We start from the raw sequence: 25,972 nt of genomic DNA on the forward strand, positions 1-25,972 counted from the left end.
ATATCCTTTCTTAAATATATTGTGAATTTATTTATTATATCATTTTCATTTAATAAAGCCCATATAGCACTTCGATTTTTACGCCCTCGGGTGGGTTTTGTCATACACATCTTTAATCCGATTCTTCGTCACCGACAGATAAATTCTAGTCGCCATGATATCCTCATGACCCATCAGTTCCTGCAGGGATTTCAGATCTGCACCGTTTTGCACCATATGTACTGCAAAAGAAGTTCTTAGAATATGTGGTGTCAGCCTGTCCTCAAGACCTACCTGCCTGCCGTACTGTTTCATCAGTTTCCAAAACCCTTGTCTGGAAAAAGCTTCACCTAAATAGTTGACAAAGAGAACGCTTTCCGGATCATCGGGCGTACCGTCTTTCATCAGAGCCGGACGACTGCTCAAAATGTAATGATCCAACGCTCTTCTTGCCATCGAACCCATAGGTACAATTCTGGCTCTGCCATGTGCACCGTTTAAAGTCAAAAAACCCATGCGCAGGTTAATATCCTTTAACCTAAGCTCAATGATTTCGCTGACTCTGATTCCAGTCGCATAAAGCACCTCCAAAATCGCCCGGTCGCGTATGCCTTTAATCGATTCGTCCGGCGCGAGCAGCAAAGTCTCCACTTCCTCAATAGTCAGATAATCAAGTTCCCTGCGCTCTATTCTCGGCGACTTAATGTCCTCGGTCGGATTTTCCTTCATCATCCCCTTTTTAATCAAGAACTTATAGTACGTTCTGATGGAAGAAAGCTTTCGATTGATGGTCGCCTTGGACTTTCCAGAATTCTTCAGTTCCATCATGTAAGCGGCCACGTCATTGCTTCCTGCTTTTTCAAGGGCTACGATACCTCTCCTCTGTAAAAATTCCCCAAAGGCCTTGATATCGCGCATATAAGCCTCACAGGTATTGTCAGAACTCTTTTTTTCTTCTTTCAGGTATATAATAAAGCCATAAAGTTCCATATATCTTTCTCCATCTTTCTATCTCATTTTCTTATCATACTTCTTCACATGCAGCATAAATTGAATTATAAAGGAGGCTCGTCTATGCAAAAGAAAATGTTTATCATTCCGCTGATGATACTGATAATCAGTTTTTCTGCCGGGATTTTTACCCAGATTGTCATTCCCATAGAGGGAACTTCTCTCACCCAGGATCTGCCCTCGGTAGGTACCGGTATTCTGGATTATCTAAAAAACGATATGATTACCGTCTGCGCTGCACTGCTTTTTTCCTGCAGTGTGTTTCTTTTGCCGCTGGTACCCTGCATTGTCATTGGAAAAACATTTTCCCTCGGCTTTTCTGCGGCCTATCTTCTTGCGTCCTCTGCAAAAAACGCTTTCGTTCTGACCTCCTGCGTGCTGCTGCCCAGAGGTCTGTTTAAAATACCTGTCTACGTTGCACTTACAGTTATTTCAATAGAAACAGCTGTCTTTGTAAAAAAGAACTATCAGAATCCATCTGCCTTAAAGCACGGCATGCCCAGATTCCTGCTTCAGTTTCTATGCTGTCTCATCTGTCTCATCTGCTCTAGCGTACTGGAAGCCGTCCTTCTTCTAGGAGTCCTTTCACCATAAGAATGGCAACCTGCGACTTGCCGTCCTCGATTTTTCCTTCCATCACCATGCGGTATAGTGTGTCAATGGAATATTCCTCGATGTCGATAGCCTCATTCTCGTCAAAATCTGGTTCTCCCGCCGTAAGGCCTGTGCAAAGATAGATATATAAAGTTTCCTCGGAATAACCAACCGAAGGGTACATTCTGGTCAGAAGGCGAATGGACGAGGCTCTATAGCCAGTCTCTTCCCGAAGTTCCCGCAGAGCAGTTTTTTCTGGGTTCATCTCGCCTTCATCAATTTTACCTGCAGGCACTTCCAGCATAACCCGCTCCGCCGGCTTTCTGAACTGCTTTACCATAACCATATTGCCATCATCTTTTACAGCGGCGATCACTGCACCGCCTCTGTGCTCCACTATCTCTCGAAAAGATTCCCCCTCCATAACAGTCACCTTGTCTCTTCGCAAATTTAGAATTGCACCCTCGTAAATTCGCTCTGTGCTGATGGTCTCTTCTTCAAAAATCATAGCGTGTCCCCCCTTCGAATTGTTGATATATTTAAGTATACCATTTATTTTTCCGAATTAAAATAGGGAACTTGAAAAAATCAAGTTCCCTTTATGTTTTACGGCTGCATGCTGCCGCTTATCTCGGCTCTACAATCAGCTTGATTGCCGTTCTTTCCTCTCCTTCAATCTGAATATCAGTAAATGCTGGCACGCAAACCAGATCAATTCCGCTTGGTGCAACAAAACCTCTTGCTATGGCTGTGGCTTTAATGGCTTGATTCAGCGCCCCTGCGCCAATTGCCTGCACTTCTGCACCACCTTTCTCTCTTAAAACACCTGCTAACGCCCCTGCTACCGAATTTGGATTCGACTTAGCTGAAACCTTTAATATTTCCATATTGTTTTCCTCCTAATAAAATTATCATTTTCTCTATTATACTGGTCAATATACACAAAAAGGGGCTAATTCGTTCGACAAAAAACTTTCTTTTTTCACTTTTTTTATATTTATGCTTGCATTTTTCTTCAAACTCAGTTATAATTCAATTGTGGTTATCCCCCTGATAACCTCATTAATCTCTAATCCCAATACCCCTTTTGAACAAAGTAGACTGCACCCCTGCGGTCTATTTTGTTTTTATCACATGTATAATTGAAAGAGGCACTTCATGAAAATGATTACAGATACTCTAACATTGAATCCATATACAGCAAAGCTGTTCGATACCTACTTCGGAGAGCGCAGCTTTGCGGTCTTTGATATAGAGACTACTGGACTGTCCCCCACAAAATGCAAGGTCATTCTCACAGGAATCCTTCTTCGCAAAGGCGAAAGCTGTCAGGTCATTCAGTATTTCGCAAATGAAACTGACGACGAGAAAGAAATCATTGAAAAAACGCTGAAAATCCTGAATTCCGTGGACTACATCATTACCTACAACGGAAAGCACTTTGACATGCCCTTTATGGAAACTCGCGCAAAAAAATACGGACTTTCCTTTCAGCCGTCCGTTTATAACCTGGATTTGTTCCTTGTCATCCAGGGGCATTCCAATTTGCGTCAGACTCTGCCTAATCTGAAGCAAAAGACTGTAGAAATTTTCATGGGACTGGCAGGCAGCAGAGACGATGAAATCTCCGGCGGAGAAAGCGTTGCACTCTACGAACAGTACATGCAGACCCATGCTTTTGCGTTGGAAAAGACCATCCTTCTCCACAATCACGACGATTTGATTCAGCTTTACAAACTGCTCCCAGTCATTGCAATGACTGACTTTCACAGAGCTATGTACAAGCTGGGCTTTCTCGCAGGCAATGTGCTGATACAGAAAATTTCCTTTCAGGGACGCAGTCTTTGCGTTTGCGGCTGGCAGCGCAGCACCCCAAAGGACTATATTGCCTTTCCCACTGCTGAAAAACCTTATTCCCTGACCATGGACAGCCATAGCGGCGATTTCGAGCTGAACATTCCATGCACTGCAGAAGCCGGCGCATTATTCTTCGACGCACAGGCGATTCTTGAAGGAAATACGGAACCAATTAAAAAGTACCCGTCTGTTGTAGACGGATACCTCATTGCAGAAGATCGCGGCACCATCAATTATATGGAAATCAACGCATTCCTTCTGACTTTTTTTGAAACTTTGTCCATAAAAGATTAATAAATCAGCTTTGTCTTCACCTCGTCAAAAGCCTCTATGGGCACATTCTTTGCCACCTTGTTGGCAGCAGCAAGAGGTGCCAGATAGCTGACTGTCACGCTGGCAACACCTTTTCTTTCTTTCCATCTGCTTGCTTTTGCCGTAACACTTTCTACATGGGTTGCTTTTACAAAAATAGTTATCTTTCTAAATCCGCCATAACTCAGAGAAATGTTTTCGAAATTTCCATAGATGGCGGCATTTTTATACTCAAGTACTCTTCCTGTTACACTGTAGAACAAAATCAACGCGCCTAAAATCCAGACCTGCTGACAGTAGTCCACATACATCGTACAGTAGATAGATACACCTGCAGCAATTAGCGCCAATATAAAGCCCAGACCATAGAAAAAGTAGTGCAGCGATCCCTTTTTCGGCTTGTGATATACAGACTCCTCCAACATCTGAGGCAGAATCTCTGCCATAGCTTGGCGCACCTTATCTGCCTTCAGAAGGGGAAACACCATCGGTTCCTCGCTACTCTCATTATCACCGACGCCGTAGCCGATTGCAAAAAGATTCAGGCTTCCCACACCGAGCAACCGCATAAAGAACGACTGATCGTAAAAAAAACCGCTTATCCTATTTTTCTGTATCGTATATTTTTTCTTTGTCAAAAGGCCATACTGAATCTTTATCGCCTCTCCGTTATCCAGAATTTCAAATCCATAATAACGAATCAGGCTGCCAATCATGCCGCAGATGAAAGAAATTACAAAAGTGATAAGAAGCAGTATCGCAGCCGTCATACCGATTCCCATGGTGTAAATCGTGTCAGCCACGGATTCAGCCAACAGATTGCTCAGCGACACGCTGAACAACGCCAATGCAGAAGTTACTACAGTAAACATCTGCAGAAAAAAAAGTCCTTTGGATTTCAAAAGCCCGAGCAGCATTAAATCACCTGCAGATACTTTAATTCTTTTTCCCTCGGTGCCGGCAAGGGCTGCTCCTTCTTCACCAAGATTAAAGCCATCGAGCCCTTTTCTGCCAGAAATCAGCAAATCCCTGACAACAAAGGCATCCTCCTTTGCAAAAGTCATGCGCACCTTCGTATTCGTGTTGGAAATATTGCTAGCATTGTCCACATTGAGCCGGTATACGCCAAAAACCTGATGAAGCACATTCTGCGAAAAATCCACAGTAGTTATGGTGGATAGCGGAAGTTCCAGCTGGTTTTTCTTAAAAAGTCCGCTTTTTACAGTTAATTTTTCACTGTCAACTGTATAATATGTTGTAAAATACTGGACAATTCTCTGAATCGGTCCGAGAAGTACCACCACAAGCACTCCGATATTTTCATAGAGCACACGCATGTCACCCTGAATCAGCCCAATTACGACAGCAATCAAAAGCAGAGAAAAGTCTTTGAAAAAGTTCTCAACGATAAAAATCGGATGTCCCCTCTTTGGTCCAAACTCCATTATAGAACCCCTTTCTCAGAAATGCGTCGGTACAGCTTTGCTTTCAGGTTCTCGCTGATTGCATCAGCCGTTTCCTTATCCAAACCTTCAATGGAAAAGCTGCCGCTGGCCAGAGCCATCTCCACCTCAAAAAGCCCCAGCTTTCTGTTGATTGGTCCTTGAGAGACCGTAATATTCTGTATTCTGATGATGGGGATAATGGTTTTTCTGATGAAGAAAATACCATGGCGAATAACCACCTTGTCCTCTTCAACGTTATATCCCCACTGCTTGTATTCAATGATAGGAAAAACGACCAGCCCAACTGCCAGATAACAGACGAAAAACCCTATCACTGCCATAATGAGTACTTTCCAGATTGATTCCCATGCCAAAAATCCCAGCGCAATCTCGCCCGGAACTGCCATCGCCAAAACAATCAGAAAGAAAATTCCCCTGCCGATGCGCCAACTCTTAATTGCCTTGGGATCTACCTTGCTGTATTCCATGCTAGATTCCATATTCCTTCCTCCACTTCAAATAACGCTCTTCCTTTTCCGGTCTGTCAAAAGGCATTCCATACTGATAACAATCGATAACATCAGCGTCCTTTACGATTTCCTCGATTATGGTTCCGGTCTCTGTCTTTCTGCTGTGGTTTTTTACCGCACAGGCAATGATCTCGATTTCTTCCGCCGAAAACAGCCTGGTTTCCTCTAAAAATGCTTTAACTGGCTCGTATCCTGCCTCTGCATGTCCACTCTGCTTTCCTGTTAGAATTCTTCCAAAGTCGTGCACACAGGCCGCACAAGCTGAAAGTTCCGGGTCCGCGCCCCGCTTTAAGGCAAGAATCCACGCAATTCTCGCTGATGAAGCCATATGCAGACGCTCCCAATCCAACGTCTCGTCACGTTCAGAAAACTTTCCTTCTTGAGCACAAATCACTGCATCAAGCTTTTGCTCCAGTTGATATAATCTGTTCATGCTGGTTTCCCTTTCTTTATACTTAGTCAAATATCTTCAGTTTAACATTTTTTATTTTACAGAAAATCACAATAAAATGCAACTGTAACCTGTGTAATTTTAGTTCATTCCCATTTTTGCAGATTCCCATAAAAAAGTTTTTTACATTGTTTTCCCCATACTCTCTGTGTATAATGAAACTCCATTCACCTTTATCGTAAATATCCCAAATAAAATTTCAGGAGGTATATTTATGAAAAGCAAACTATTTTCTCTAGCAGCAGTATGCCTGCTCTGCATGTCCATGTGTATCACCGTATTTGCATCTACCACAGTGCATGCAAATGCAGCGAGCAGCGTATACTACCAGGTATCACTGCAGCCAGCAAAAGGCGGAAGTCTTTACATGACTTACGATGATAACCTAAAATTTTTTTATCAGGGCAAAGACACCTACCGAGACAGCTGCCGCATTGACAGCAGTGTAAGGCACAAATTCAGCGCTTTAATCGACCGAGGAATCATCGTAAAGCCAAATGCCGGTTGGTATTTTGACGGTTTCTATGACAAAAGCGGCAAAAAACTTTCCATTGAGGCGTATAACGTGGAGGTCATTCGCATCACAATTGACGGCGTCTATTATTATGACCTGATTCCGTCTTATGACAATCCCGCTTATCGCAATCTCACAGAGAAATACTTTAAAAACGAGATAAAGGATTATATTAAATTCCTCTATGGCACCAGCCGCTACAAAGTCATGGAAAAGTTAGTATATTATCGCCTACCGAAAACCACTGCGTCCTACTTTCCTCGATTTTCCAAGATGGAGACGCCTAGCTTTCCCGGCAACTTCTCATTGACAAAGAAGCTCAGTTCCCCGGACTTTTATGCCGCCGGAAAATCCGGCTTTCAGGCTTCCTACTCGTCTTCTGCCAACAAAGTCATCAAAGTAGATAAAAAGACAGGCCTTTCTAAAATTACCGGTCCCGGCACGGCAACCATCACCATAAAGGTTCCCGAATCCGGTAAATACTGTTCTGTCATCTATAAGGTCAAGGTAAGCGTCACTCCTGCCGCCTGTACCAATCTGTCGGCCTCCCGCACTTCTGATAAGAAATCAGTCACTGCGAAATGGAAAGGCGACAGCCGCAATTCCGGTTATGAGATTCAAATCAGTGATACCAAGAGCTTTAGCAAAATTGTTGCAAAGAAGACAGTCTCTTCCGGCAAAACTGTTGCCGCCAAGATTTCTACTGCAAAGTCTGCCTCTACGCAGTGCAAGTACATCAGAATTAGACCTTTCAAAAAATCCTGCGGACAAAAACTATACAGCGAATATATCACAGCAACCATCAAGTAAGAATCAGCACAAAAGAGCCTTTGGGAAAGAATCCCAAAGGCTCTTTTGCTTTGTAAATATAGTAAGTAAAGGAAATTTTTATTGTTTAGGAAATTTGAATTAAAGAATAAAAAATATGCTTATTTCAATCTTCTAATGCTAACAACTAATGCACTAACACCTGCCAGAATCAGTGCCATGTAAAGCAGAATCCGATTTGTATCCCCAGTCTTTGGACTTTTCCCATCCTTTGGTACAGGATCTTCTGGAAATTCTACACCCACATCGGTTCTTTTTTTCATAGTATTCTTCACAGTAACACGCAGTGCCTCTCCATCCCCCGTGATACAGAATGCGTATTCCCTCTCATCTAGGAGATATCCGGAAGGTGCTTTTGTTTCCCGATAGTAATAAATCCCCGGCTTCAGCTGTTCAATCACTAGAAGACCATCTCTTGCCGTCGTTTTTTTATAAAGAATTTCTCCCTCTTCATTTGAGATGGCAAATTCCGCTCCAGCAAGAACATCTCCCGTCTCACTATCCACTTTCGTCAATCTTAGGCTTCCGTACTTCGGTTCTTCCGGCTTTTCTGGAATCTGCGGCTTTTCCGGTTTTTCCGGCAGCCGGTCATTCTTTACCCCAGTAATCTCGATGGACAACACCTTGGTATCACTGTGATTTCGTTCGTAGGTTTTTGCTTTTGCATTTTTTACCTGAACAGTCTTTGGCAGTTTTTCATTCCCGTCTGCAGTAATTCTGCAAACAGCCGTTTCTTCATTTAGCTCACTGCTGCCTTCGCCGCTTGCACTTAAATAAAGATTTCCCAATCGGTCCATCTCTGCTGCGAAGGTTATGCCGTCTGCAAAATTCCAAAGAATCGACTGTTCTTTCTCTAAAGTAAGGGCTTGCGCCTGAGCAACTTGTTTTCCATCAACCATTGTGCCTGTCAGTCTTCCCTGTGCAATCAGTAAAACTGCGCCGTTATCCTTCGATTCATCGGTCGTCACTAAAATGCCGGAACTTCCTTTCTGTGAAGTTACTTCCAGCTGCTTTGGCAAATTCTCCTGATTTTCTCTAAGCCAGGTCACTTCTGTAATCCAGTTATTCCGAATTACCTTCGGCATATAAGAAATGGTTGTCGTACCTTGATCAGCATTAACGTCGAAGTTTTCACTTGCCTCTCCTATCTGATACACAGGCATAGGGCCTTCCAGTTTCACCTTATAGCAAAGTCCATCTGCTTTTACCTGCATCACTGCGTCATTTTCCAAACGGAGCACCGCAGTTTTTCCATTTTTTATATGTACCTGCGTATTGGTTCTGCCACCCCGTACAGAGATTTTTACAGTTTCGTTCTCTGCATCTTCATCGAGTCTATAGTCCTTACCATCAATATTTACCACCGCCGACTCATAGCGGTAGAGAGTATCAAAGTCAATAACTGTTCCCAATTTTCCATTTTGGGTAACCGTACCTGAAACACCCATCTGCTGATAGTCAAAATGAAATCGGTCCGCCGAAAAAATATCTGCCACGTCAAAATAGTACTTGGTATGATTTACTTTATATCCTTCAGGCGCTGAGGTTTCTTTAATATAATATTTGCCCAAAGGAAGTTTTATCGCTGCCGACGCTTGACCGTCCGTCACTACCATCTTTCCGACTAAGGTATCAGGCGCAATACCCATATGTTCCGCTGTATAAATACCAAAAACAGCGCCGCTTCCCTTTTGATAGGTACCGCTTTGATAGCTGGTCTCAAAAAGTTTTTCCAAATCAATTTGCACAGTTACCGCCTCATTCTCATAAGTTGCTGTGTCCCAAACCAATGGCGTATACTGATTTTCATAATTTACCTGCATTTGGGTCCACTGCCCCTGATTCACAAAACCTTCTGTCGTAGAAATTTCTCGAACCCAGTAAGTTCCTAGCGGCAGCAGCCCCGATTGTGCAATTCCATTCTCCCCGCTTCGAATCACTTCCACAGGCTTTCCCGCCGGATAAATCATTGTGCCGTCGCAGGAAGAAAAACGTAAAATCCCGCTACTGCCATTCTCTCCTGTTAAAGCTGTGGCCTCAGTCGTATCGGGATACGTAATATGAAAGCATTCCTCTTCGACTGCTGCATTTGAAACCATCTCTATGGTATAGTAACCGCTCTTGTTTTCTGACCCTGGCGCATGTCTCTTAGCTCTAACATAAGTATTTTCATCAAAGAGACATTCATAGAAACGCTTATTATCCCGCAGCCCTTCATACCACGGTACCACTTTCCCTTTATAGGAAATTTCTGGTAATACTCTTTCAAACTGTGAAACCTGAGATTCTGTTAAAGTTATCTTTGTATGAGTCTGCTTTCCGGAAAGAAACATCTCTGTTCTGATTCCGTCATAGTTCAGAAAATATATCGGTGCCATTTCTATGGGTGCTGCTGTAAGTACCACTTTATCCTTCTGCCGCTTACTGCTCCAGCCCTTTGAAGTTACAATTTTAGGACTGTTTTTCTCACTGCAAAAAATCTCGGTTACAGCAGTCTCCATCTGATGATTTGCAAAAGTTTTCATACCGATTTCTTCATCCCAATTTAAAGTAAACCCATTATCACTTTGATAATGCTGCGCCAACGTAAAAGAGTACTCCTGTGTGAAGGATTTATAGAATCTCCCCTCCTTATCACAAGGAATCCATCGTTCCAAAAGTCCTTCTTTTACAAGAATTTGGTAATTTTCTTTTCCATCGGTTGCCAAGTAAACATCATCTCTGTCAACCTGACTCCAGCCCGCCGGCAGCACCACTGCCGCTGCAAACTTCTTGTCACTGCTCTCTCCGCCATACGCATTTACCGGTTTTGCGGCGATATCATCTATGCCGTATGCACCAAAAATACCGGTAATTTCTTCTTCATCTAAACCCTTTTCGCCCTCAAGTGCATTGACGCGCACTCGATTACCGTCTTCATAATGCATTGTCACAATGCCGACACTCTGGTTTCCGCTTTTCAATACCGGCTCTGTCATCGGAATTTCCGGCAGATAGTCATCCGAAATCGAATCCTTCCAAAGGTGTACATCGGTATAGCAAAATCCGCCTTTGGCATAATTCATCTTATACTCGACTCGATAACGATAGGTCATCTTTTTCTTTTCATCACGTGCAGTAAAACTATCAGTAAAGCTCGCTCCATCTGCTGTTTTTACCTGATATTCTGTCACTGTCCTGTTGGCGCGTCCAAAATCCTGTAAAGTGCCTTTGTCGCTGACTCGCAAAACACTACCGCCCTCCTTCAACGCAAGCTTCCACCTTTCCTTTGCATTATCAACTTCTCCGTGGTCTCGATAAGTCTTTTCAAAGGATAGCTCATGACCCGTTTCAGCGTCGTACACTTTTACAGGCGCAACACCATCTGACTGCAAGATATCTTCCGCCGCATAGATTTCAAAGACTGCGTCTTTCAGCGCTGCCTTCTCGAAGACTGCCTGCCAAAGGCCGCCGTTCTCTTTCCAGCCGGTCAGTCGTTCTCCCTCTTTTGTAAGGCTGATTTTTCCCATAACTGGATTATTCGCAATCTCCAAAATAGCATAGTACTTGATGTAATTCTTTCCGTCTTCATGCGGCGACTGTTCCAGCACAGAAAAAGTATAGGAATTATAGGTAGTTTCACTGTCTCCAGAAAAATTGGTGACTGGCTCTCCCTCCTTATCGGCCACTTTTACCGTTTCAAGAAAAGATTTAGGCGGCTTCACTGACATTCCTCTGTGATCGATGATTTCAACTTTTCCCATATCCGCTACAGTTCCAATTCCTTTTTCATCAAAAGCGCCCACATAGTATCCCTCAGGAACAACCAGTTCCCGCAGCTCATAAATACCATATTCCAGTTCGTAAGGAAGTACAATTTCTCCATTCTCATTGGCATAAAATGTATAGTTCTGACTTTCATCAGTATAACCGATTCCATTTGGAAGCCATCTGCCATAGTTTGGCGATATTGTAGGATCCGACAAATCAGGATTACCCAGATATCGAATCTGAAAAGCTGTCCGTGCTGCGTCCCATCTTACTGTTTTACCGGTCAATTGATTGGTCTTTACCACCTTTATCTTATTCTTTTTCGCCTGATTATTTACAGCGATTGACTCAGCTTGCCCATCCTCCGAAATAATAATGCGAAAGGATTCCAGCACATAGCCTTCACTGTCAGCTGCAATTTCTTCTACCACGTAGGTTCCGTAAGGAAGCCCTTTTACATAAAGCTGCCCGTCCTTAGACAAGGTCAGAGGATGGCTTGAATCAGCAGGTACCCCACTTCCGTCTTTTGCTACCTGATAGGTATGGGTATATTTCTGATAAGAATCCTGCGTCACGCCTTTATCAAGTACTCTAACATAAGGACAGTTCTCAGCCCCCTCTGATTCCAATCGAATGGTCCATTTTGAACTGGTGCTGTAGTCTTTTTTTCCATTATCACCATTTCCTCTATCCGTAAAAGGGTCCAGGTCATCTTTCGTCTTTACCAGCTGCAAATCACCTCTGTAGACATCGTTAGAATAAGCAAAACTGCCTATTTCATCACGCATTTGTTGTGGATTTTCCAAATCGATATCCGCAGAATCTGTCAGTACTGCTCCTTTTCCGTCTTCACCCTCATAAGTAATTCTATACTCAATTTTCCCGTAATCTCGCCGGTGCGCAAAATAGGTAATCACGCCATGGCTACGCGCGCCATTGCCGCCCGTTGCATTTTCTCCATGTCTACCCACAGGAATCCCAGTTTCTCTCGTCATGACCGATTTCTCACCGCGCCAGTAATAGTCCGTATACTGCAAAACACCATCCTCATTGCGAGTCTTCTTTTCCTCAAAATCCAGTTCGCTTACGTCCTCCCAAGGTGTAAACACAAAAGGATTATTTTCTGTAGAACCAAAAACGGTCAGCTGCCTGCTGTCTATCAGCGCATCGTCCAGATACAGCGAAATCTCACTATCCAGTGCAGCATCTCCCATACCGGTGTGTATACCATCGCCATCTTCGTCCCAACCCGGATTATAGTCCTGCTTTTCAGTATCAAAGGTAAAAGCCGGTAAGTTAGGAAGCTCGTCCTCTTCTTTCTCATCATCATCTTCTATTTCCTTCATCTTAAAATAAAAGTCTACTGGATCATCTCCGCCGATAGCAATGGTCTGTAGCGGCTGATTGCTGGGCGAATTCTGCCAAACCAAAAGTTCATCAGTCACCGATTCAGGAATGTTCTTCTTTCCGTGCAGCACCACGCCGGGCAATGATTTTTCTGTATAGGTAAGCGCATACCCACCTTTCTTCACTGTAAAACGATATGCTTTCTGAATTGAATCTTCGCCGTCTTTCGTCTTTACCACTTTCAACGTCTGCTGGCAGAAATTGCTGTCTTTAAGCAAATAATAATCACTTTTTGTTCTGGCCTCTGCTCTTTCTTCGGCAGTCATCTTCTTTCGATAAGCTGAGTTTACCGCTTTCCATACCACACCACCATCTTTTGTTTCCAACCGCTCCATGTAAATGGTCTTTGCGCGTTCCTTTTCCTTCGCCGTAAAAGATGGAATTACTCTATGCTTTTTCATCGCACGAAGCATGGCAAAATAGATATGTCTGGCGGGTCTGCTGCGAAGAACACTGTAGTGGAAATCGTAGCCCTCACCACCGCTTGGATTCACTGTCCCTAAGACAACTTTTCCATTTTTGGTCTGTCCAAGATTTTCAGGAATGCTTGCAAGACTCTTCCGATAGCCGTCTGTAAATTCCCAAATAATTGTCTGCGTCGCAATCCACCAATCGTCCATATTGCATTCACCCACATGGCTACTGTACTCGCCCAGCAAGTCACTTAAATCCTTCTTAGTCGACTGTGGCTGCTTGCCATAGAGCAAAGCCGTCTTTATCGCCAACTGCACCTCCTCACTGTAATTATTAATTCGCAGTGCCGTATTCCAGGTCTTCGCATAATACTGGGTATTGCCGTTATGTGGATTGTCCATATTTCGCTCTAGGCAATACCCCCTTATAGTCTTTCCTCCATTGATTGGCGCAATACAATAGGCGTATCTATGACCGCTGGTGTGATAGTTATAATATGGCTTACCATCACTACTAACTAGCTCCGATCCATTCTTAAAATACGCTTTATCACCCACCTTCCAACCATTTGCTGCTCCAAAACTCTCTCTCGGAACACAGCTTAACAAAAGAACAAGAATCAGAAAGATTGCAAACCCGCGTCTTCCCTGATAATTTCTTGCTTTTTTTAACATTTTTTAACCTCCTCAAAAATTTTATCTATATAAAAACAGATGTCGCATGACATCTGTTGAATTGTCCCACAAAGAAGGCATACCATCCGATATGCCTTCTCTGCGTAGTGTTTAGTTTTAAGTACAAGTTCCATTTATTGCAAAAGCTCTTCCATCAGATAGCAAAAGCCTCATTCCGTTTGAGCTTCACAGTCTAAAATTGCGATTAAAGCAAAACGCGTTTTCCATAAAAAGGAATAAAATCAATTTAATTACATTTATTTTATGTTATCATACTACCACATATGTGATTCCCTGTCAAGTTCCTTTTTTGTAAATTAATTACTTTTTCACCTTTTAATAGAAGGTATAATAATTTCGTCTTGGTTTATATATAATTCTGCCAAACCTGTTTCTCCTGCTAAAATTCCAAAAAGCGTTTCAGACACCAATGTGATTGCATGGTTTCGCGCAGTGTAGTACTGTTTTTTACTGCAGTGTAAAATCTGATATAAGTCCGTCATCTCCATTTCTGCGTATTCCATCTCCATATATGTGGTTCGTAAAATATTTCCATAGGTCCTGATTTTTTTACGTTCGTCATTATCCATCGACGTTACAACTCTCTCAATCAAACTAGTCAGCACCGCCGTAAGATGAAGTTTGTTGGACTTCACATAATCCTTACACCGTCTTGAAGCAACAGACTCTTGCTCTGCCTCAAACAGCAGATAATAAATATCAGCCTGTGTTCCAATCATGGGTTCCTTTTTTCGCTGAACAGGAATATACTGAAATTGTCGCTCCTGTTCAGTGTATAGATTTTTGTCCGCTCTATCATCCTCATCATAATCAGAAAAGTCATTAAAACGAAAATGATTATTTTTTTTAATAAACTTATAGTCCAGATACTTCTGTAAACACTTCTGTACAATATAATATCCATCTCCGCCAGGTTGGTGAAAACGCTGTGAAGCACTCTCGTATGTTCTAAGACTCGAGAAAAAATCACACACTGCCGCCTCTTTCTCTTCCGAAGAATTGTCCTGCAAGTTCTGCATCAGATTCTCGTTGACATAATTCTGCACTGGTACATAACCTTTTTCAACCAGATGCAAATGTTCCTTTTTGTCCATAAATACCTCTCCTAACTTTATCCATATAAATATCCTAGAAATATGATTATTATATGGATGTTTGCGGTTATATTCAACCCCTATGTCGAAATTTGACACTTTTTTGTAGGATTTTGATACTTTTTTGTAAAAACCAAAATTTCACAGTGTTATTTTCTCAAAAATTACTCATTAATCAATGTGAAATAATTCCAATTTTTTTATAGTATGTTATAATTAAATTGAATTTATTATTTACACTAACATAAGGAGAAAGAATAAATGAAGAAAAAAATACTATCTGTAACTTTAGTAATTGTCATGATGCTCTCCTCAACAATTTCCGGATTCGCAGAGTATCGCCTAGCACGTCCTGTCATCGAAGATATTGATATTGGAAAAAACAGTATTAAAATTGACTGGGCTTACGTTCCCCATGCTGACGAATATGATATCTATCGCTCCACCTCTAAAGATGGAAAATACAAATATATCGATTCAAATGATGAAAGCTGGTATAGAGATTACAGCATAAAAAAAGGAACCCGCTATTATTATAAAGTCAGAGCGATATCATATAGCGACTATGATAACAGTTATCTAAGTAAATGGCGTTCTGGCAAAGTAAAGAAACCTGCACCAAAAAAATCGGTGTCAAACACTAACAGTCAAACAGTATATATCACGGACTCTGGTGATAAGTATCATCGTTCATGGTGCGGCTATTTGTGGAATAGTAAACATGCGATTTCATTAAGTAAAGCAAAAAGTCAGGGATACTCACCTTGTTCTCGTTGCTGGTAAGTTGTTTTCTTTAGGCAAGTGACCATGAGATATCTATTCTACCTTATCTCAAATACAATTAAAAAGACCAAACTCAACTATACGGAAGTATGCTATACTTATCAAATTGACGCTGGGACATTGTATCTAAAATGTAAGAAAAGATTAGAGTGTATAGAATTTCAAACACATATCACGCATGGAAAAGAATTCGATAATCCCCTCTATTGATATTATAAAAAGTCGAATATGTATCAGCAAAGCAATTTTAATAAGCCTCAGTTTTGTTTTTCGCTGACATAATTAGCGCGAAAGACAAATTCTCAATGTAATGTGGTTGAATGCCTTATATCGAATAGGGGCTAACTTGTAGCCCTTTCACACCACCCTGCGTGCCGCTCGGCATAGGGTGGTTCAATTCAAATAATAATCTACTTATCCGTCATACAAGAAAATCCCAACGTCATAAACGTTGGGATTTCAACAATTTTTTGGTGCGCGATGAGGGACTTGAACCCCCACGGTCGCCCGCTAGAACCTAAATCTAGTGCGTCTGCCAATTCCGCCAATCGCGCATAAATATTGGAGCGGAAGACGAGATTCGAACTCGCGACCCTCGCCTTGGCAAGGCGATGCTCTACCCCTGAGCCACTTCCGCATATGGATGAAAGTGAAATGCCGCTAACATAGCGGCATACTCTCCCTTGGTGACTCCACCGGGAATCGAACCCGGGTTACCGCCGTGAAAGGGCGGTGTCTTGACCGCTTGACCATGGAGCCATTTTAAAACCGGCAACGACCTACTTTCCCAGGCAGCTTCCCACCAAGTATCATCGGCGCTTGAGAGCTTAACTTCTGTGTTCGAGATGGGTACAGGTGTATCCTCCCCGCTATTGTCACCGGATTTCCTGCTTGCCTTTTTCAATCCTGACTTTGTTGCTGCTCTTTCGCTCATCAGTTACGTACACTAGTACGTGCCCTCTTCGCTCCTTCGCACGCCGCGTCAGCTCTTGAAAAATTCTTCGCAGCTTCTTTTCTCTTGAGGTATATACCCTCAAATCTGAATAACAATCAACAAACTCTTCGTAAAACCACTGGTCAAGTTCTCGACCGATTAGTACCTCTCAGCTACATGCATTACTGCACTTCCACCTGAGGCCTATCTACGTGGTAGTCTCCCACGGGTCTTACCTTTTAGGAGGAGATCTCTTCTTGTGGGGGGCTTCGCACTTAGATGCTTTCAGCGCTTATCCCTTCCATACGTAGCTACCCAGCTATGCCTTTGGCAAGACAACTGGTACACCAGAGGTATGTCCATCCCGGTCCTCTCGTACTAAGGACAGCTCCACTCAAATCTCCAACGCCCACAGCGGATAGGGACCGAACTGTCTCACGACGTTCTGAACCCAGCTCGCGTACCTCTTTAATGGGCGAACAGCCCAACCCTTGGGACCTACTTCAGCCCCAGGATGAGACGAGCCGACATCGAGGTGCCAAACACCCCCGTCGATGTGAACTCTTGGGGGGTATCAGCCTGTTATCCCCGGGGTAGCTTTTATCCGTTGAGCGATGGCCCTTCCACTCGGTACCACCGGATCACTAAGCCCGACTTTCGTCCCTGCTCGACTTGTCTGTCTTGCAGTCAAGCTCCCTTCTGCCTTTGCACTCTTCGCGCGATTTCCGTCCGCGCTGAGGGAACCTTTGGGCGCCTCCGTTACTCTTTAGGAGGCGACCGCCCCAGTCAAACTGCCCACCTGACACTGTCCCAGTACCGGATTACGATACATGGTTAGAATCCCAACGTTACAAGGGTGGTATCCCAACGGTGACTCCACCAATACTGGCGTACTGATCTCTTTGTCTCCCACCTATCCTGTACATGCAACGCCGAAACTCAATATCAAGCTACAGTAAAGCTCCACGGGGTCTTTCCGTCCTGCTGCGGGTAACCGGCATCTTTACCGGTACTACAATTTCACCGAGTCTATTGTTGAGACAGTGCCCAGATCATTACGCCTTTCGTGCGGGTCGGAACTTACCCGACAAGGAATTTCGCTACCTTAGGACCGTTATAGTTACGGCCGCCGTTTACTGGGGCTTAAGTTCTGTGCTTCTCCTCACGGATGACACTTCCCCTTAACCTTCCAGCACCGGGCAGGCGTCAGCCCCTATACTTCAGCTTTCGCTTTTGCAGAGACCTGTGTTTTTGGTAAACAGTTGCCTGGGCCTTTTCACTGCGGCCTGCCGAAGCAGGCACCCCTTCTCCCGAAGTTACGGGGTCATTTTGCCGAGTTCCTTAACAATAGTTCTCTCGCTCGCCTTAGGATTCTCTCCTCATCTACCTGTGTCGGTTTGCGGTACGGGCACCTCGGGTCTTGCTAGCGGCTTTTCTTGACAGCGTGAAATCGACTGCTTCCGGCTTACTTGCCACCCCGTAACGCCTCAGTATTGACTATGCGGATTTGCCTACATTGCCTACCTCGACGCTTGGACACGCTCTACCAGCGGCGTGCTCAGTCTATCCTTCTGTGTCCCCACTTCGCTTAAAACGACCTCCGGTGGTACAGGAATCTCTGCCTGTTATCCATCGCCTACGGCTTTCGCCCTCGGCTTAGGTCCCGACTAACCCTGAGCGGACGAACCTTCCTCAGGAATCCTTAGATTTTCGGCGGGCAGGATTCTCACCTGCCTTGCGCTACTCATGCCAACATTCTCTCTCGTATACAGTCCACAAATCCTTACGAATTTGCTTCTTCCCAGTATACGATGCTCCTCTACCATACATTTCTGTATCCAAAGCTTCGGTAGTAAGTTTTAGCCCCGTTTATCTTCGGCGCAGAGCCACTCGACTAGTGAGCTATTACGCACTCTTTAAATGAGTGGCTGCTTCTAAGCCAACATCCTAGCTGTTTATGCAGCTCCACATCCTTTTCCACTTAACTTACATTTTGGGACCTTAGCTGTTGGTCTGGGCTGTTTCCCTTTCGACTATGAAACTTATCTCACATAGTCTGACTCCCACATATGATATTCCGGCATTCGGAGTTTGATAGTTTTCGGTAACCGGTGAAGGCCCCTAGAACATTCAGTGCTCTACCTCCGGGTATCTTTCTGTGAGGCTAGCCCTAAAGCTATTTCGAGGAGAACCAGCTATCTCCGAGTTCGATTGGAATTTCACCGCTATCCACAAGTCATCCCAACCTTTTTCAACAGATATGGGTTCGGTCCTCCATAACCTTTTACAGTTACTTCAACCTGCTCATGGATAGGTCACCCGGTTTCGGGTCTACAGCATGCAACTTCTCGCCCTATTAAGACTCGCTTTCACTTCGGCTCCAGTGCTTTACACCTTAACCTCGCTGCATACCATAACTCGTTGGCCCGTTCTACAAAAAGTACGAGGTCACTTGCGCTCCCTCTGCTTGTAAGCATAAGGTTTCAGGTTCTTTTTCACTCCCCTCCCGGGGTTCTTTTCACCTTTCCCTCACGGTACTATTCTCTATCGGTCACTGGGTAGTATTTAGGCTTGGGGGGTGGGCCCCCCGGCTTCAGACCGGGTTTCACGTGTCCGGTCCTACTCTGGATCCACTCTGCTCCTTGTCAATTTCGTCTACGGGACTTTTACCTTCTTCGGTTTGCCTTTCCAAACATATTCGACTATCAACAATGGATACATCTTGAGTGTCCGCAACCCCGATAGCAAGCTATCGGTTTGGCCTCTTTCCCTTTCGCTCGCCGCTACTTAGGAAATCGATGTTTCTTTCTCTTCCTACGGGTACTTAGATGTTTCAGTTCCCCGCGTTTCCTTCTCATAACCTATTGATTCAGTTATGGATACCTGTGCATTACCACAGGTGAGTTCCCTCATTCGGATATCTGCGGATCAGCAGATATTTGCTCCTCCCCGCAGCTTTTCGCAGCTTGTCACGTCCTTCGTCGGCTCCCAGTGCCAAGGCATCCGCCTTATGCTCTTCTTCACTTGACCTTTCGCTCGTTTTAATCCGTTCTGACTTTGTTGCTGCTCGCTCACTCCTCAGTTACATACCAATGTATGCGCCTTCCTCGCTCACTCGCGCGCCTCGTCATCTCCGAATTCTAACTTCGCGGTTCTTTGTGTACCATGTACAGCGCTTGCACATGGATTTTTGTTAAAGAATCTTTTCTGGTTTCTCGGTTGAAATCATAGAATTTACCCTTCGCTTGCTTTCGCTATGCTTTGTGTATTTTCTCGATTTCTCTCTTTTCTGTGTTTGTTTCTTGTTATTCAGTTTTCAAGGTACTTTGGTCTTTCGACCTTGGTGGGCTTGGGAGGACTCGAACCTCCGACCTCACGCTTATCAGGCGTGCGCTCTAACCACCTGAGCTACAAGCCCATACAGTTCATAGTGTAAAAATCTCGTCTCCTTAGAAAGGAGGTGATCCAGCCGCACCTTCCGATACGGCTACCTTGTTACGACTTCACCCCAGTCATTGGTTTTGCCTTAGACAGCATATTTCCTTGCCGGCTTTGGGCACCCCCAACTTCCATGGTGTGACGGGCGGTGTGTACAAGACCCGGGAACGCATTCACCGCGGCATTCTGATCCGCGATTACTAGCAACTCCGGCTTCGTGCAGGCGAGTTGCAGCCTGCAGTCCGAACTGGGACCGGTTTTCGAGATTTGCTCCGCCTCACGACTTCGCTGCTTTCTGTACCGGCCATTGTAGCACGTGTGTAGCCCAGAACATAAGGGGCATGATGATTTGACGTCATCCCCACCTTCCTCCGAGTTGTCCCCGGCAGTCCCACTAGAGTGCCCATCTTACTGCTGGCAACTAATGGCAAGGGTTGCGCTCGTTGCGGGACTTAACCCAACATCTCACGACACGAGCTGACGACAACCATGCACCACCTGTCTCCTCTGTCCGTAGAAAAACCCGATTAAGGGTCTGTCAGAGGGATGTCAAGTCCTGGTAAGGTTCTTCGCGTTGCTTCGAATTAAACCACATGCTCCGCTGCTTGTGCGGGTCCCCGTCAATTCCTTTGAGTTTCACACTTGCGTGCGTACTCCCCAGGCGGAGCACTTAATGCGTTAACTACGGCACCGAAGTCTTGCGACCCCGACACCTAGTGCTCATCGTTTACGGCGTGGACTACCAGGGTATCTAATCCTGTTTGCTCCCCACGCTTTCGTACCTCAGTGTCAGTTACAGTCCAGAAAGCCGCCTTCGCCACTGGTGTTCCTCCTAATATCTACGCATTTCACCGCTACACTAGGAATTCCGCTTTCCTCTCCTGCACTCAAGCATCCCAGTTCGCAGGGCGAACAATGGTTGAGCCATTGCCTTAAACCCTGCGCTTAGGTTGCCACCTACGTACTCTTTACGCCCAATAATTCCGGATAACGCTTGCCCCCTACGTATTACCGCGGCTGCTGGCACGTAGTTAGCCGGGGCTTCCTCCTTGGGTACCGTCAGTTCTTCTTCCCCAAGGACAGAAGTTTACGACCCGAAGGCCTTCTTCCTTCACGCGGCGTTGCTGCATCAGGCTTTCGCCCATTGTGCAATATTCCCCACTGCTGCCTCCCGTAGGAGTTTGGACCGTGTCTCAGTTCCAATGTGGCCGTTCACCCTCTCAGGTCGGCTACTGATCGTCGCCTTGGTAAGCCGTTACCTTACCAACTAGCTAATCAGACGCAGGCCCATCCTTTGCCGATAAATCTTTGACCATCTGCTCATGTAACCAAATGGTGTTATCAGGTTTTAATCATCGTTTCCAATGGCTATCCCTGTGCTAAGGGCAGGTTGCCTACGCGTTACTCACCCGTCCGCCGCTTTCCACTGACTCCTTCAACCGAAGTATCTGTCATCAGCTTCTCGCTCGACTTGCATGTGTTAGGCACGCCGCCAGCGTTCATCCTGAGCCAGGATCAAACTCTTAATTAAATGGTATATCAAAGACTAATGTCTTAAATATCTTTCTTAAGATATCCTTGTTCGGATTCTGAACGCTTTGCGCTCTTGCAATATATTCTTCTTAGAATTATTGTTCTTCTTTTAAGAAATTGTCGTGAACTCTCACAAACTAGTAATGTCTTACCAATTTGCTGATTGTTCAATTTTGTTTTGACTAAATTTCTACACTATGAAGTTGTCTAGGTTCTGTCTGCTCTTTCAAGCGGACTGCTGTCCTTGCGACAGCTTATTTATCTTACCACTCTTTGGCTCTTATGTCAACCTCTTTTTTGAAGTTTTTTCGAGCTTTTTTCTTCTCCTTTTCTGGGAGTTTTCTGTGGCAAGTCTGCCTGTGGGGTTCCCCCTGCAAGACAGCTTTCTTAATATATCACCCTTTTCCCCTCCCGTCAAGTACCTTTTTCCCTTTTTTCTATTGTTCTTTTTTTCTGAATCCTTCAGCGATTGTATTGTCAATCACAGTTTCACGGAAGATGACATATCTCGGTAAATTGCGCATTACATCAATGTCTTCATCCGGATTACCGTTGATGATAACCAGCTCCGCGTTCTTACCAACTTTAATAGTCCCCTTCTCTTCGATAAGACCAGCAATTTCTGCGCTGTATTTCGTTGCCTGCAACAAAATATCCATCGGCTTAAAATCATACCATTCTCTGCGCGCAATAAATTCCAGTCCGGCCATATTCTTAAAAGTAGCATAATCGATGTCAGATCCAAAGCCCATCTTGAGTCCAGCTGCATAGGCTTTGTTAATGCATTCTTTTTCCTGCTTCTCATATTTAATCGCCTTTTCCGCAATACTATCTGATAAACCCGCCTGCCCTTCTTCGGTCATGCAAGCAAGACCAATACTACCGGTCGGCACTAGAAAGCAGTCGTCTCGATTTTTTAACATCTCTATCGCCTCATCATCGATAAAGCTCCCGTGTTCGATGGTGTAAAGCCCCGCTCGTATAGCTGTCTTTATACCCTCAGCCCCGTGTGCGTGCCCCATCACGTAAGAACCTCTCATCTTTGCGATTTGAACCGCCGCACGAAGTTCCTCTTCTGTGGCAATGGAAATGCCAGGTATGCCGCTCTCGTCAAGATAGCAGCCTGTCACCATGTATTTGATAATGTCGTTGCCTGCTTCAAACTGTTTTCTTGCAGCTTTCATCACCTCCGCCGGTCCGTCAGCCACTTCATATAGAAGTGTGTATTCATCATTACTTGGATTGGTCGGCGTTAAAGCTCTGCCGGAAGATATAATATCCGGCACATTGTCGATAAGCCCTGCATCCCTGAGTTTCATCAGCTTCACCGTAACATTATATGCACATCCTGCGTCTCGCAAAGTCGTATATCCCTGTCTCAAATATTCTCTGGCAAAATTATAGGAATCGACAAAGGTATACGACTCTTCTTTGCTATCCATCTCCGCAATTTTTCCCAGTTCAAATAGATACACGTGACAGTGGAGATCGAAAAATCCCGGCAATACGGTGCAGCCCGCAGCGTCAATGATTTCTCCTTCAAAATCCTGCACGCTTCCCGCCTCACAAATGTCGGTAATTTTCTCATGATCAACGATGATATCCGCCATTCTTCCTGTAAAACCTTCGGTTAGTTCAGGAATCAATCTGCAGTTTTTTAATAAAAACATAAAATTCACCTCCCTACTTAAAGATTTACATTTATTTCATCCTTCAGTGCCAGACTATCCATTTTCACTTCGCAGTCATAGGCAAGGATATGCACACCCTTTTCCATTGCATATCGAAGGGCCTGCCCGAATTCCGGGTGCGTCCTGTCGTTGGGTTCAAAGCCGTTCACACCTGACATCTGTATGACAAATAGCACATAACCGCAATATCCTTGCTCTACTCCTTTGCAAAGCTCATAGATATGTTTTATCCCGCGTTCTGTCGGTGCATCAGGAAATCTGGCGATTCCTTTTTCCTCCAAAGTTACACCTTTTATTTCAAGCCAGCCTTTTTTTCCATTTTCTCCTTCTAAATAAAAGTCGAAGCGAGAATCTCCGAATGTTTTTTCTCGTTTTACAACTTGAAGATTTTTCATCTCCGGAAGCTTAAGAGTTCCCGACGTTAATGCCTCTTCGCAAACTTTATTAGGCGCCTGGGAATCCATGTTGATTAAAACATTTCCTTTTTCTACACCAATTAGAGAGTATCGCATTTTACGGCTCCCCATGCGTCCTGCAAAGTCTTCCAGGTAAACCGTCGCTCCAGGAACAAGGAGTTCTCTGCACCGTCCCGTATTTTTAACATGGGCACGCACAGTCTCTCCTCCAAGAGAAACTTCGGCAATAAACCGATTGGGTCTTGCAATAAAATTACCTTTACACATATTTTCGTATTTCATACATTGTATTTTAGCAAATTTTTCAGTATAATAAAAGGGTCAGTTTTCAAGAGGACGCTTTTGTCGACTCAGAAATCCTGCACACAAAATTATATTTATATAAAGGAGAGATTTTATGCAAGCACCTAATCCGATTGCTTTTTCGCTATTCGGACTTGATGTCAGATGGTACGGTCTACTCATAGGTCTTGGTTTTTTTCTGGCAATCCTAATCAGCTATAAGAGAGCGCCGAAACATGGAATAGAAAGTGAACACATCTTGGACTTTGCTATTTGGCTTATTCCTATGTCCATCATTGGCGCCAGGGTCTACTATGTGATTTTCAGCTGGGAGAACTATGCCGGTGATATCGGAAAAACTCTGGATATTCGAAGCGGCGGGCTTGCCATTCACGGTGGAATCATCGCTGGAATCATTACGGGATATTTTGTCGCACATCACTACAAAATTAACCTTCTTGAGCTGGCTGATTTAGTATTTCCTGCCGTTGCATTGGCCCAGTCCATCGGTAGATGGGGGAACTTTTTTAACTCGGAAGCCCACGGCGGTCCTACTGATTTACCTTGGGCAATTTCAGTAGACGGTCAATATGTGCACCCCACCTTCCTCTACGAATCCATCTGGTGCTTTGTGCTATTTGCATTTTTAATTTGGCTGGATAAGCGCAGAAGTTTTCCGGGACAAATTGCCTTTTTATACGGCATGCTTTATTCCCTGGAACGGGGATTTGTGGAACAACTAAGAACCGATAGCCTTATGATTGGCCCGTTAAAGCAAGCACAGGTCTTGAGTTTCTGTGTCTTCGTAATCTGTCTGACTGCATATGTCATACAAATGAAAAAAGAAAAAAGGAGTATATAAATTATGAAACTAGGAATCGTTGGTCTTCCCAATGTAGGCAAAAGTACACTGTTTAATGCGATTACCAAAGCCGGCGCAGAGGCTGCAAACTATCCGTTTTGCACCATCGAGCCCAATGTCGGCGTGGTAACCGTTCCTGATGAAAGAATCACCAAACTCCACGAGATTTACAATTCCAAAAAAACCGTTTACACGACTATAGAATTTTGCGATATCGCAGGTCTTGTAAAAGGTGCCTCCAAAGGAGAAGGTCTTGGAAACAAGTTCCTTGGACATATTCGTGAAGTGGCTGCCATCGTACACGTTGTCAGATGTTTTGAAAATGACAATATCGTCCACGTTGACGGAAAAATTGATCCGCTTTCCGATATCGAAACCATTAATACAGAACTAATTCTTTCCGATATGGAAGTGCTGGAAAGAAGAATCACCAGAACTACAAAAAATCTCAAAGGCGATAAGTCTCTGCAAAAAGAGCTGGATATTCTAAAAAAAGTCAATGATTTTCTAGCAGAGGGTAAGTCTGCAAGAGCCATGGATTTAACCGAAGAGGAAGCCGAATTTATCAAAACCTTGGACCTGCTTTCCTACAAACCAATTATCTATGTAGCTAATGTCTCCGAAGATGACGCTGCCGACAGCGCTGACAATACATATGTTGAATCAGTTCGTCAGTTTGCTGCAACCGAAGATGCACAAGTCGTTGTCATCTGCGCTGAAATTGAGCAGGAAATTTCTGAACTTGAGGAAGATGAGAAAGTCATGTTCCTAGAAGAGCTTGGAATCTGCGAATCCGGTCTTGATAAGCTGATTAAGGCCTCCTACAGTCTGCTGAATCTAATTTCTTTCCTAACTGCCGGCGAAGACGAATGCCGTGCATGGACTATTCGCAGAGGCACCAAAGCGCCGCAAGCTGCTGGAAAAATCCACACCGACTTTGAGCGCGGCTTTATCCGTGCAGAAACCATTGCCTACGACAAATTCATTGAATGCGGCGGCAACATGAATACAGCTAAGGAAAAAGGACTCCTTCGCTCTGAAGGCAAAGAGTATGTTGTCAAGGACGGCGATATCATTACCTTCCTGTTCAATGTATAAAGACAAGCAAACAATATATGTACGCAAAAGCCCTGCCTTTCCGGCAGGGCTTTA

16 protein-coding genes, 4 tRNA genes and 3 rRNA genes are annotated in these 25,972 nt (G+C 44.2%); 6 read left to right on the forward strand and 17 right to left on the reverse strand.

Annotation, left to right across the window (positions count from 1 at the left end; all coding sequences use genetic code 11):
* Positions 1–78: 78 nt before the first annotated feature.
* A complete protein-coding gene (locus tag V1225_RS11265) occupies positions 79–969 on the reverse strand; it encodes a tyrosine recombinase (RefSeq protein ID WP_161907973.1) in 891 nt (296 codons plus the stop codon).
* A gap of 84 nt (positions 970–1,053) precedes the next feature.
* On the opposite strand from V1225_RS11265, the gene V1225_RS11270 reads away from it, so the two are divergent.
* Entirely contained in the window at positions 1,054–1,584 is a 531-nt protein-coding gene (locus V1225_RS11270; RefSeq protein ID WP_161907974.1) for a stage II sporulation protein M, read from the forward strand.
* On the opposite strand, the gene V1225_RS11275 is transcribed toward V1225_RS11270, so the two are convergent.
* Both V1225_RS11275 and V1225_RS11280 read right to left on the reverse strand, forming a co-directional pair.
* Positions 1,538–2,092, reverse strand: a complete 555-nt coding sequence (locus V1225_RS11275) for an NUDIX hydrolase (RefSeq protein WP_161907975.1) — start codon at positions 2,090–2,092, stop codon at positions 1,538–1,540. The two genes, V1225_RS11270 and V1225_RS11275, sit on opposite strands and share 47 nt — an antisense overlap.
* Before the next feature lie 118 nt (positions 2,093–2,210).
* Positions 2,211–2,471: a stage V sporulation protein S gene (locus V1225_RS11280; RefSeq protein ID WP_160203255.1), complete on the reverse strand. Its 261-nt coding sequence runs from the start codon at positions 2,469–2,471 to the stop codon at positions 2,211–2,213.
* A gap of 271 nt (positions 2,472–2,742) precedes the next feature.
* Here V1225_RS11280 and V1225_RS11285 point away from each other — a divergent pair, with 271 nt between their 5' ends.
* Positions 2,743–3,735, forward strand: coding sequence for a ribonuclease H-like domain-containing protein (locus V1225_RS11285; protein ID WP_251615835.1), 993 nt, complete (start codon positions 2,743–2,745; stop codon positions 3,733–3,735).
* Here V1225_RS11285 and V1225_RS11290 read toward each other — a convergent pair.
* The 3 genes from V1225_RS11290 to V1225_RS11300 are packed head-to-tail and all read right to left on the reverse strand — an operon-like array spanning position 3,732 to position 6,161.
* Entirely contained in the window at positions 3,732–5,198 is a 1,467-nt protein-coding gene (locus V1225_RS11290) for a PH domain-containing protein (protein ID WP_160203257.1), read from the reverse strand. The genes V1225_RS11285 and V1225_RS11290 overlap by 4 nt on opposite strands.
* Positions 5,198–5,698 carry a PH domain-containing protein gene (locus V1225_RS11295; protein ID WP_338546487.1) on the reverse strand — a complete coding sequence of 167 codons (501 nt, stop codon included), beginning with the start codon at positions 5,696–5,698 and terminating at the stop codon, positions 5,198–5,200. Before V1225_RS11295 ends, V1225_RS11290 begins: the two co-directional genes overlap by 1 nt.
* Complete coding sequence (locus tag V1225_RS11300; protein ID WP_161907978.1) at positions 5,688–6,161, reverse strand: HD domain-containing protein; 474 nt, start codon at positions 6,159–6,161, stop codon at positions 5,688–5,690. Before V1225_RS11300 ends, V1225_RS11295 begins: the two co-directional genes overlap by 11 nt.
* A gap of 232 nt (positions 6,162–6,393) precedes the next feature.
* Between V1225_RS11300 and V1225_RS11305 the strand changes: the two genes are divergently transcribed.
* On the forward strand, positions 6,394–7,503 hold the full coding sequence (locus V1225_RS11305; protein WP_338546489.1) for a hypothetical protein: 1,110 nt from the start codon (positions 6,394–6,396) through the stop codon (positions 7,501–7,503).
* Positions 7,504–7,622: 119 nt separating this feature from the next.
* Here V1225_RS11305 and V1225_RS11310 read toward each other — a convergent pair whose 3' ends face one another.
* Positions 7,623–13,766 carry a SpaA isopeptide-forming pilin-related protein gene (locus V1225_RS11310; protein ID WP_338546490.1) on the reverse strand — a complete coding sequence of 2,048 codons (6,144 nt, stop codon included), beginning with the start codon at positions 13,764–13,766 and terminating at the stop codon, positions 7,623–7,625.
* A 329-nt stretch (positions 13,767–14,095) separates the two neighbouring features.
* A complete protein-coding gene (locus V1225_RS11315; protein ID WP_338546492.1) occupies positions 14,096–14,881 on the reverse strand; it encodes a hypothetical protein in 786 nt (261 codons plus the stop codon).
* A gap of 261 nt (positions 14,882–15,142) precedes the next feature.
* On the opposite strand from V1225_RS11315, the gene V1225_RS11320 reads away from it, so the two are divergent.
* Positions 15,143–15,664, forward strand: a complete 522-nt coding sequence (locus V1225_RS11320) for a hypothetical protein (RefSeq protein WP_251630513.1) — start codon at positions 15,143–15,145, stop codon at positions 15,662–15,664.
* Positions 15,665–16,135: 471 nt separating this feature from the next.
* On the opposite strand, the gene V1225_RS11325 is transcribed toward V1225_RS11320, so the two are convergent.
* The 9 genes from V1225_RS11325 to sfsA all read right to left on the reverse strand — a co-directional run bounded on the left by V1225_RS11325 (position 16,136) and on the right by sfsA (position 23,958).
* A tRNA-Leu gene (locus tag V1225_RS11325) sits at positions 16,136–16,218 on the reverse strand.
* A gap of 8 nt (positions 16,219–16,226) precedes the next feature.
* Positions 16,227–16,301, reverse strand: a tRNA-Gly gene (locus V1225_RS11330).
* A gap of 47 nt (positions 16,302–16,348) precedes the next feature.
* Positions 16,349–16,423: transfer RNA gene (locus V1225_RS11335), tRNA-Glu, on the reverse strand.
* Positions 16,424–16,430: 7 nt separating this feature from the next.
* A 5S ribosomal RNA gene (gene rrf, locus V1225_RS11340) occupies positions 16,431–16,547 on the reverse strand.
* A 190-nt stretch (positions 16,548–16,737) separates the two neighbouring features.
* Positions 16,738–19,628 (reverse strand): 23S ribosomal RNA (locus tag V1225_RS11345).
* Between the two features lie 311 nt (positions 19,629–19,939).
* Positions 19,940–20,016 (reverse strand) — tRNA-Ile (locus V1225_RS11350).
* 35 nt (positions 20,017–20,051) lie between these two features.
* A 16S ribosomal RNA gene (locus V1225_RS11355) occupies positions 20,052–21,567 on the reverse strand.
* Together the 16S, 23S and 5S rRNA genes with 4 tRNA genes alongside form the textbook arrangement of a ribosomal RNA operon.
* A 439-nt stretch (positions 21,568–22,006) precedes the next feature.
* On the reverse strand, positions 22,007–23,239 hold the full coding sequence (locus V1225_RS11360) for an amidohydrolase family protein (RefSeq protein ID WP_160203276.1): 1,233 nt from the start codon (positions 23,237–23,239) through the stop codon (positions 22,007–22,009).
* A 17-nt stretch (positions 23,240–23,256) separates the two neighbouring features.
* Positions 23,257–23,958, reverse strand: coding sequence for a DNA/RNA nuclease SfsA (sfsA, locus tag V1225_RS11365; RefSeq protein ID WP_251617062.1), 702 nt, complete (start codon positions 23,956–23,958; stop codon positions 23,257–23,259).
* A gap of 115 nt (positions 23,959–24,073) precedes the next feature.
* On the opposite strand from sfsA, the gene lgt reads away from it, so the two are divergent.
* Together lgt and ychF are read left to right on the forward strand one after the other, a co-directional pair.
* Positions 24,074–24,820 (forward strand): prolipoprotein diacylglyceryl transferase, encoded by a 747-nt coding sequence (gene lgt / locus V1225_RS11370; RefSeq protein ID WP_160203274.1) that lies wholly within the window; start codon positions 24,074–24,076, stop codon positions 24,818–24,820.
* A 3-nt stretch (positions 24,821–24,823) separates the two neighbouring features.
* A complete protein-coding gene (gene ychF / locus V1225_RS11375) occupies positions 24,824–25,918 on the forward strand; it encodes a redox-regulated ATPase YchF (RefSeq protein WP_160203273.1) in 1,095 nt (364 codons plus the stop codon).
* The last annotated feature ends 54 nt before the right edge of the window (positions 25,919–25,972 follow it).

The organism is Emergencia sp. JLR.KK010, from assembly GCF_037018265.1.
In the GTDB taxonomy this organism is placed as follows: Bacteria; Bacillota; Clostridia; order Peptostreptococcales; family Anaerovoracaceae; genus Senimuribacter; species Senimuribacter intestinalis.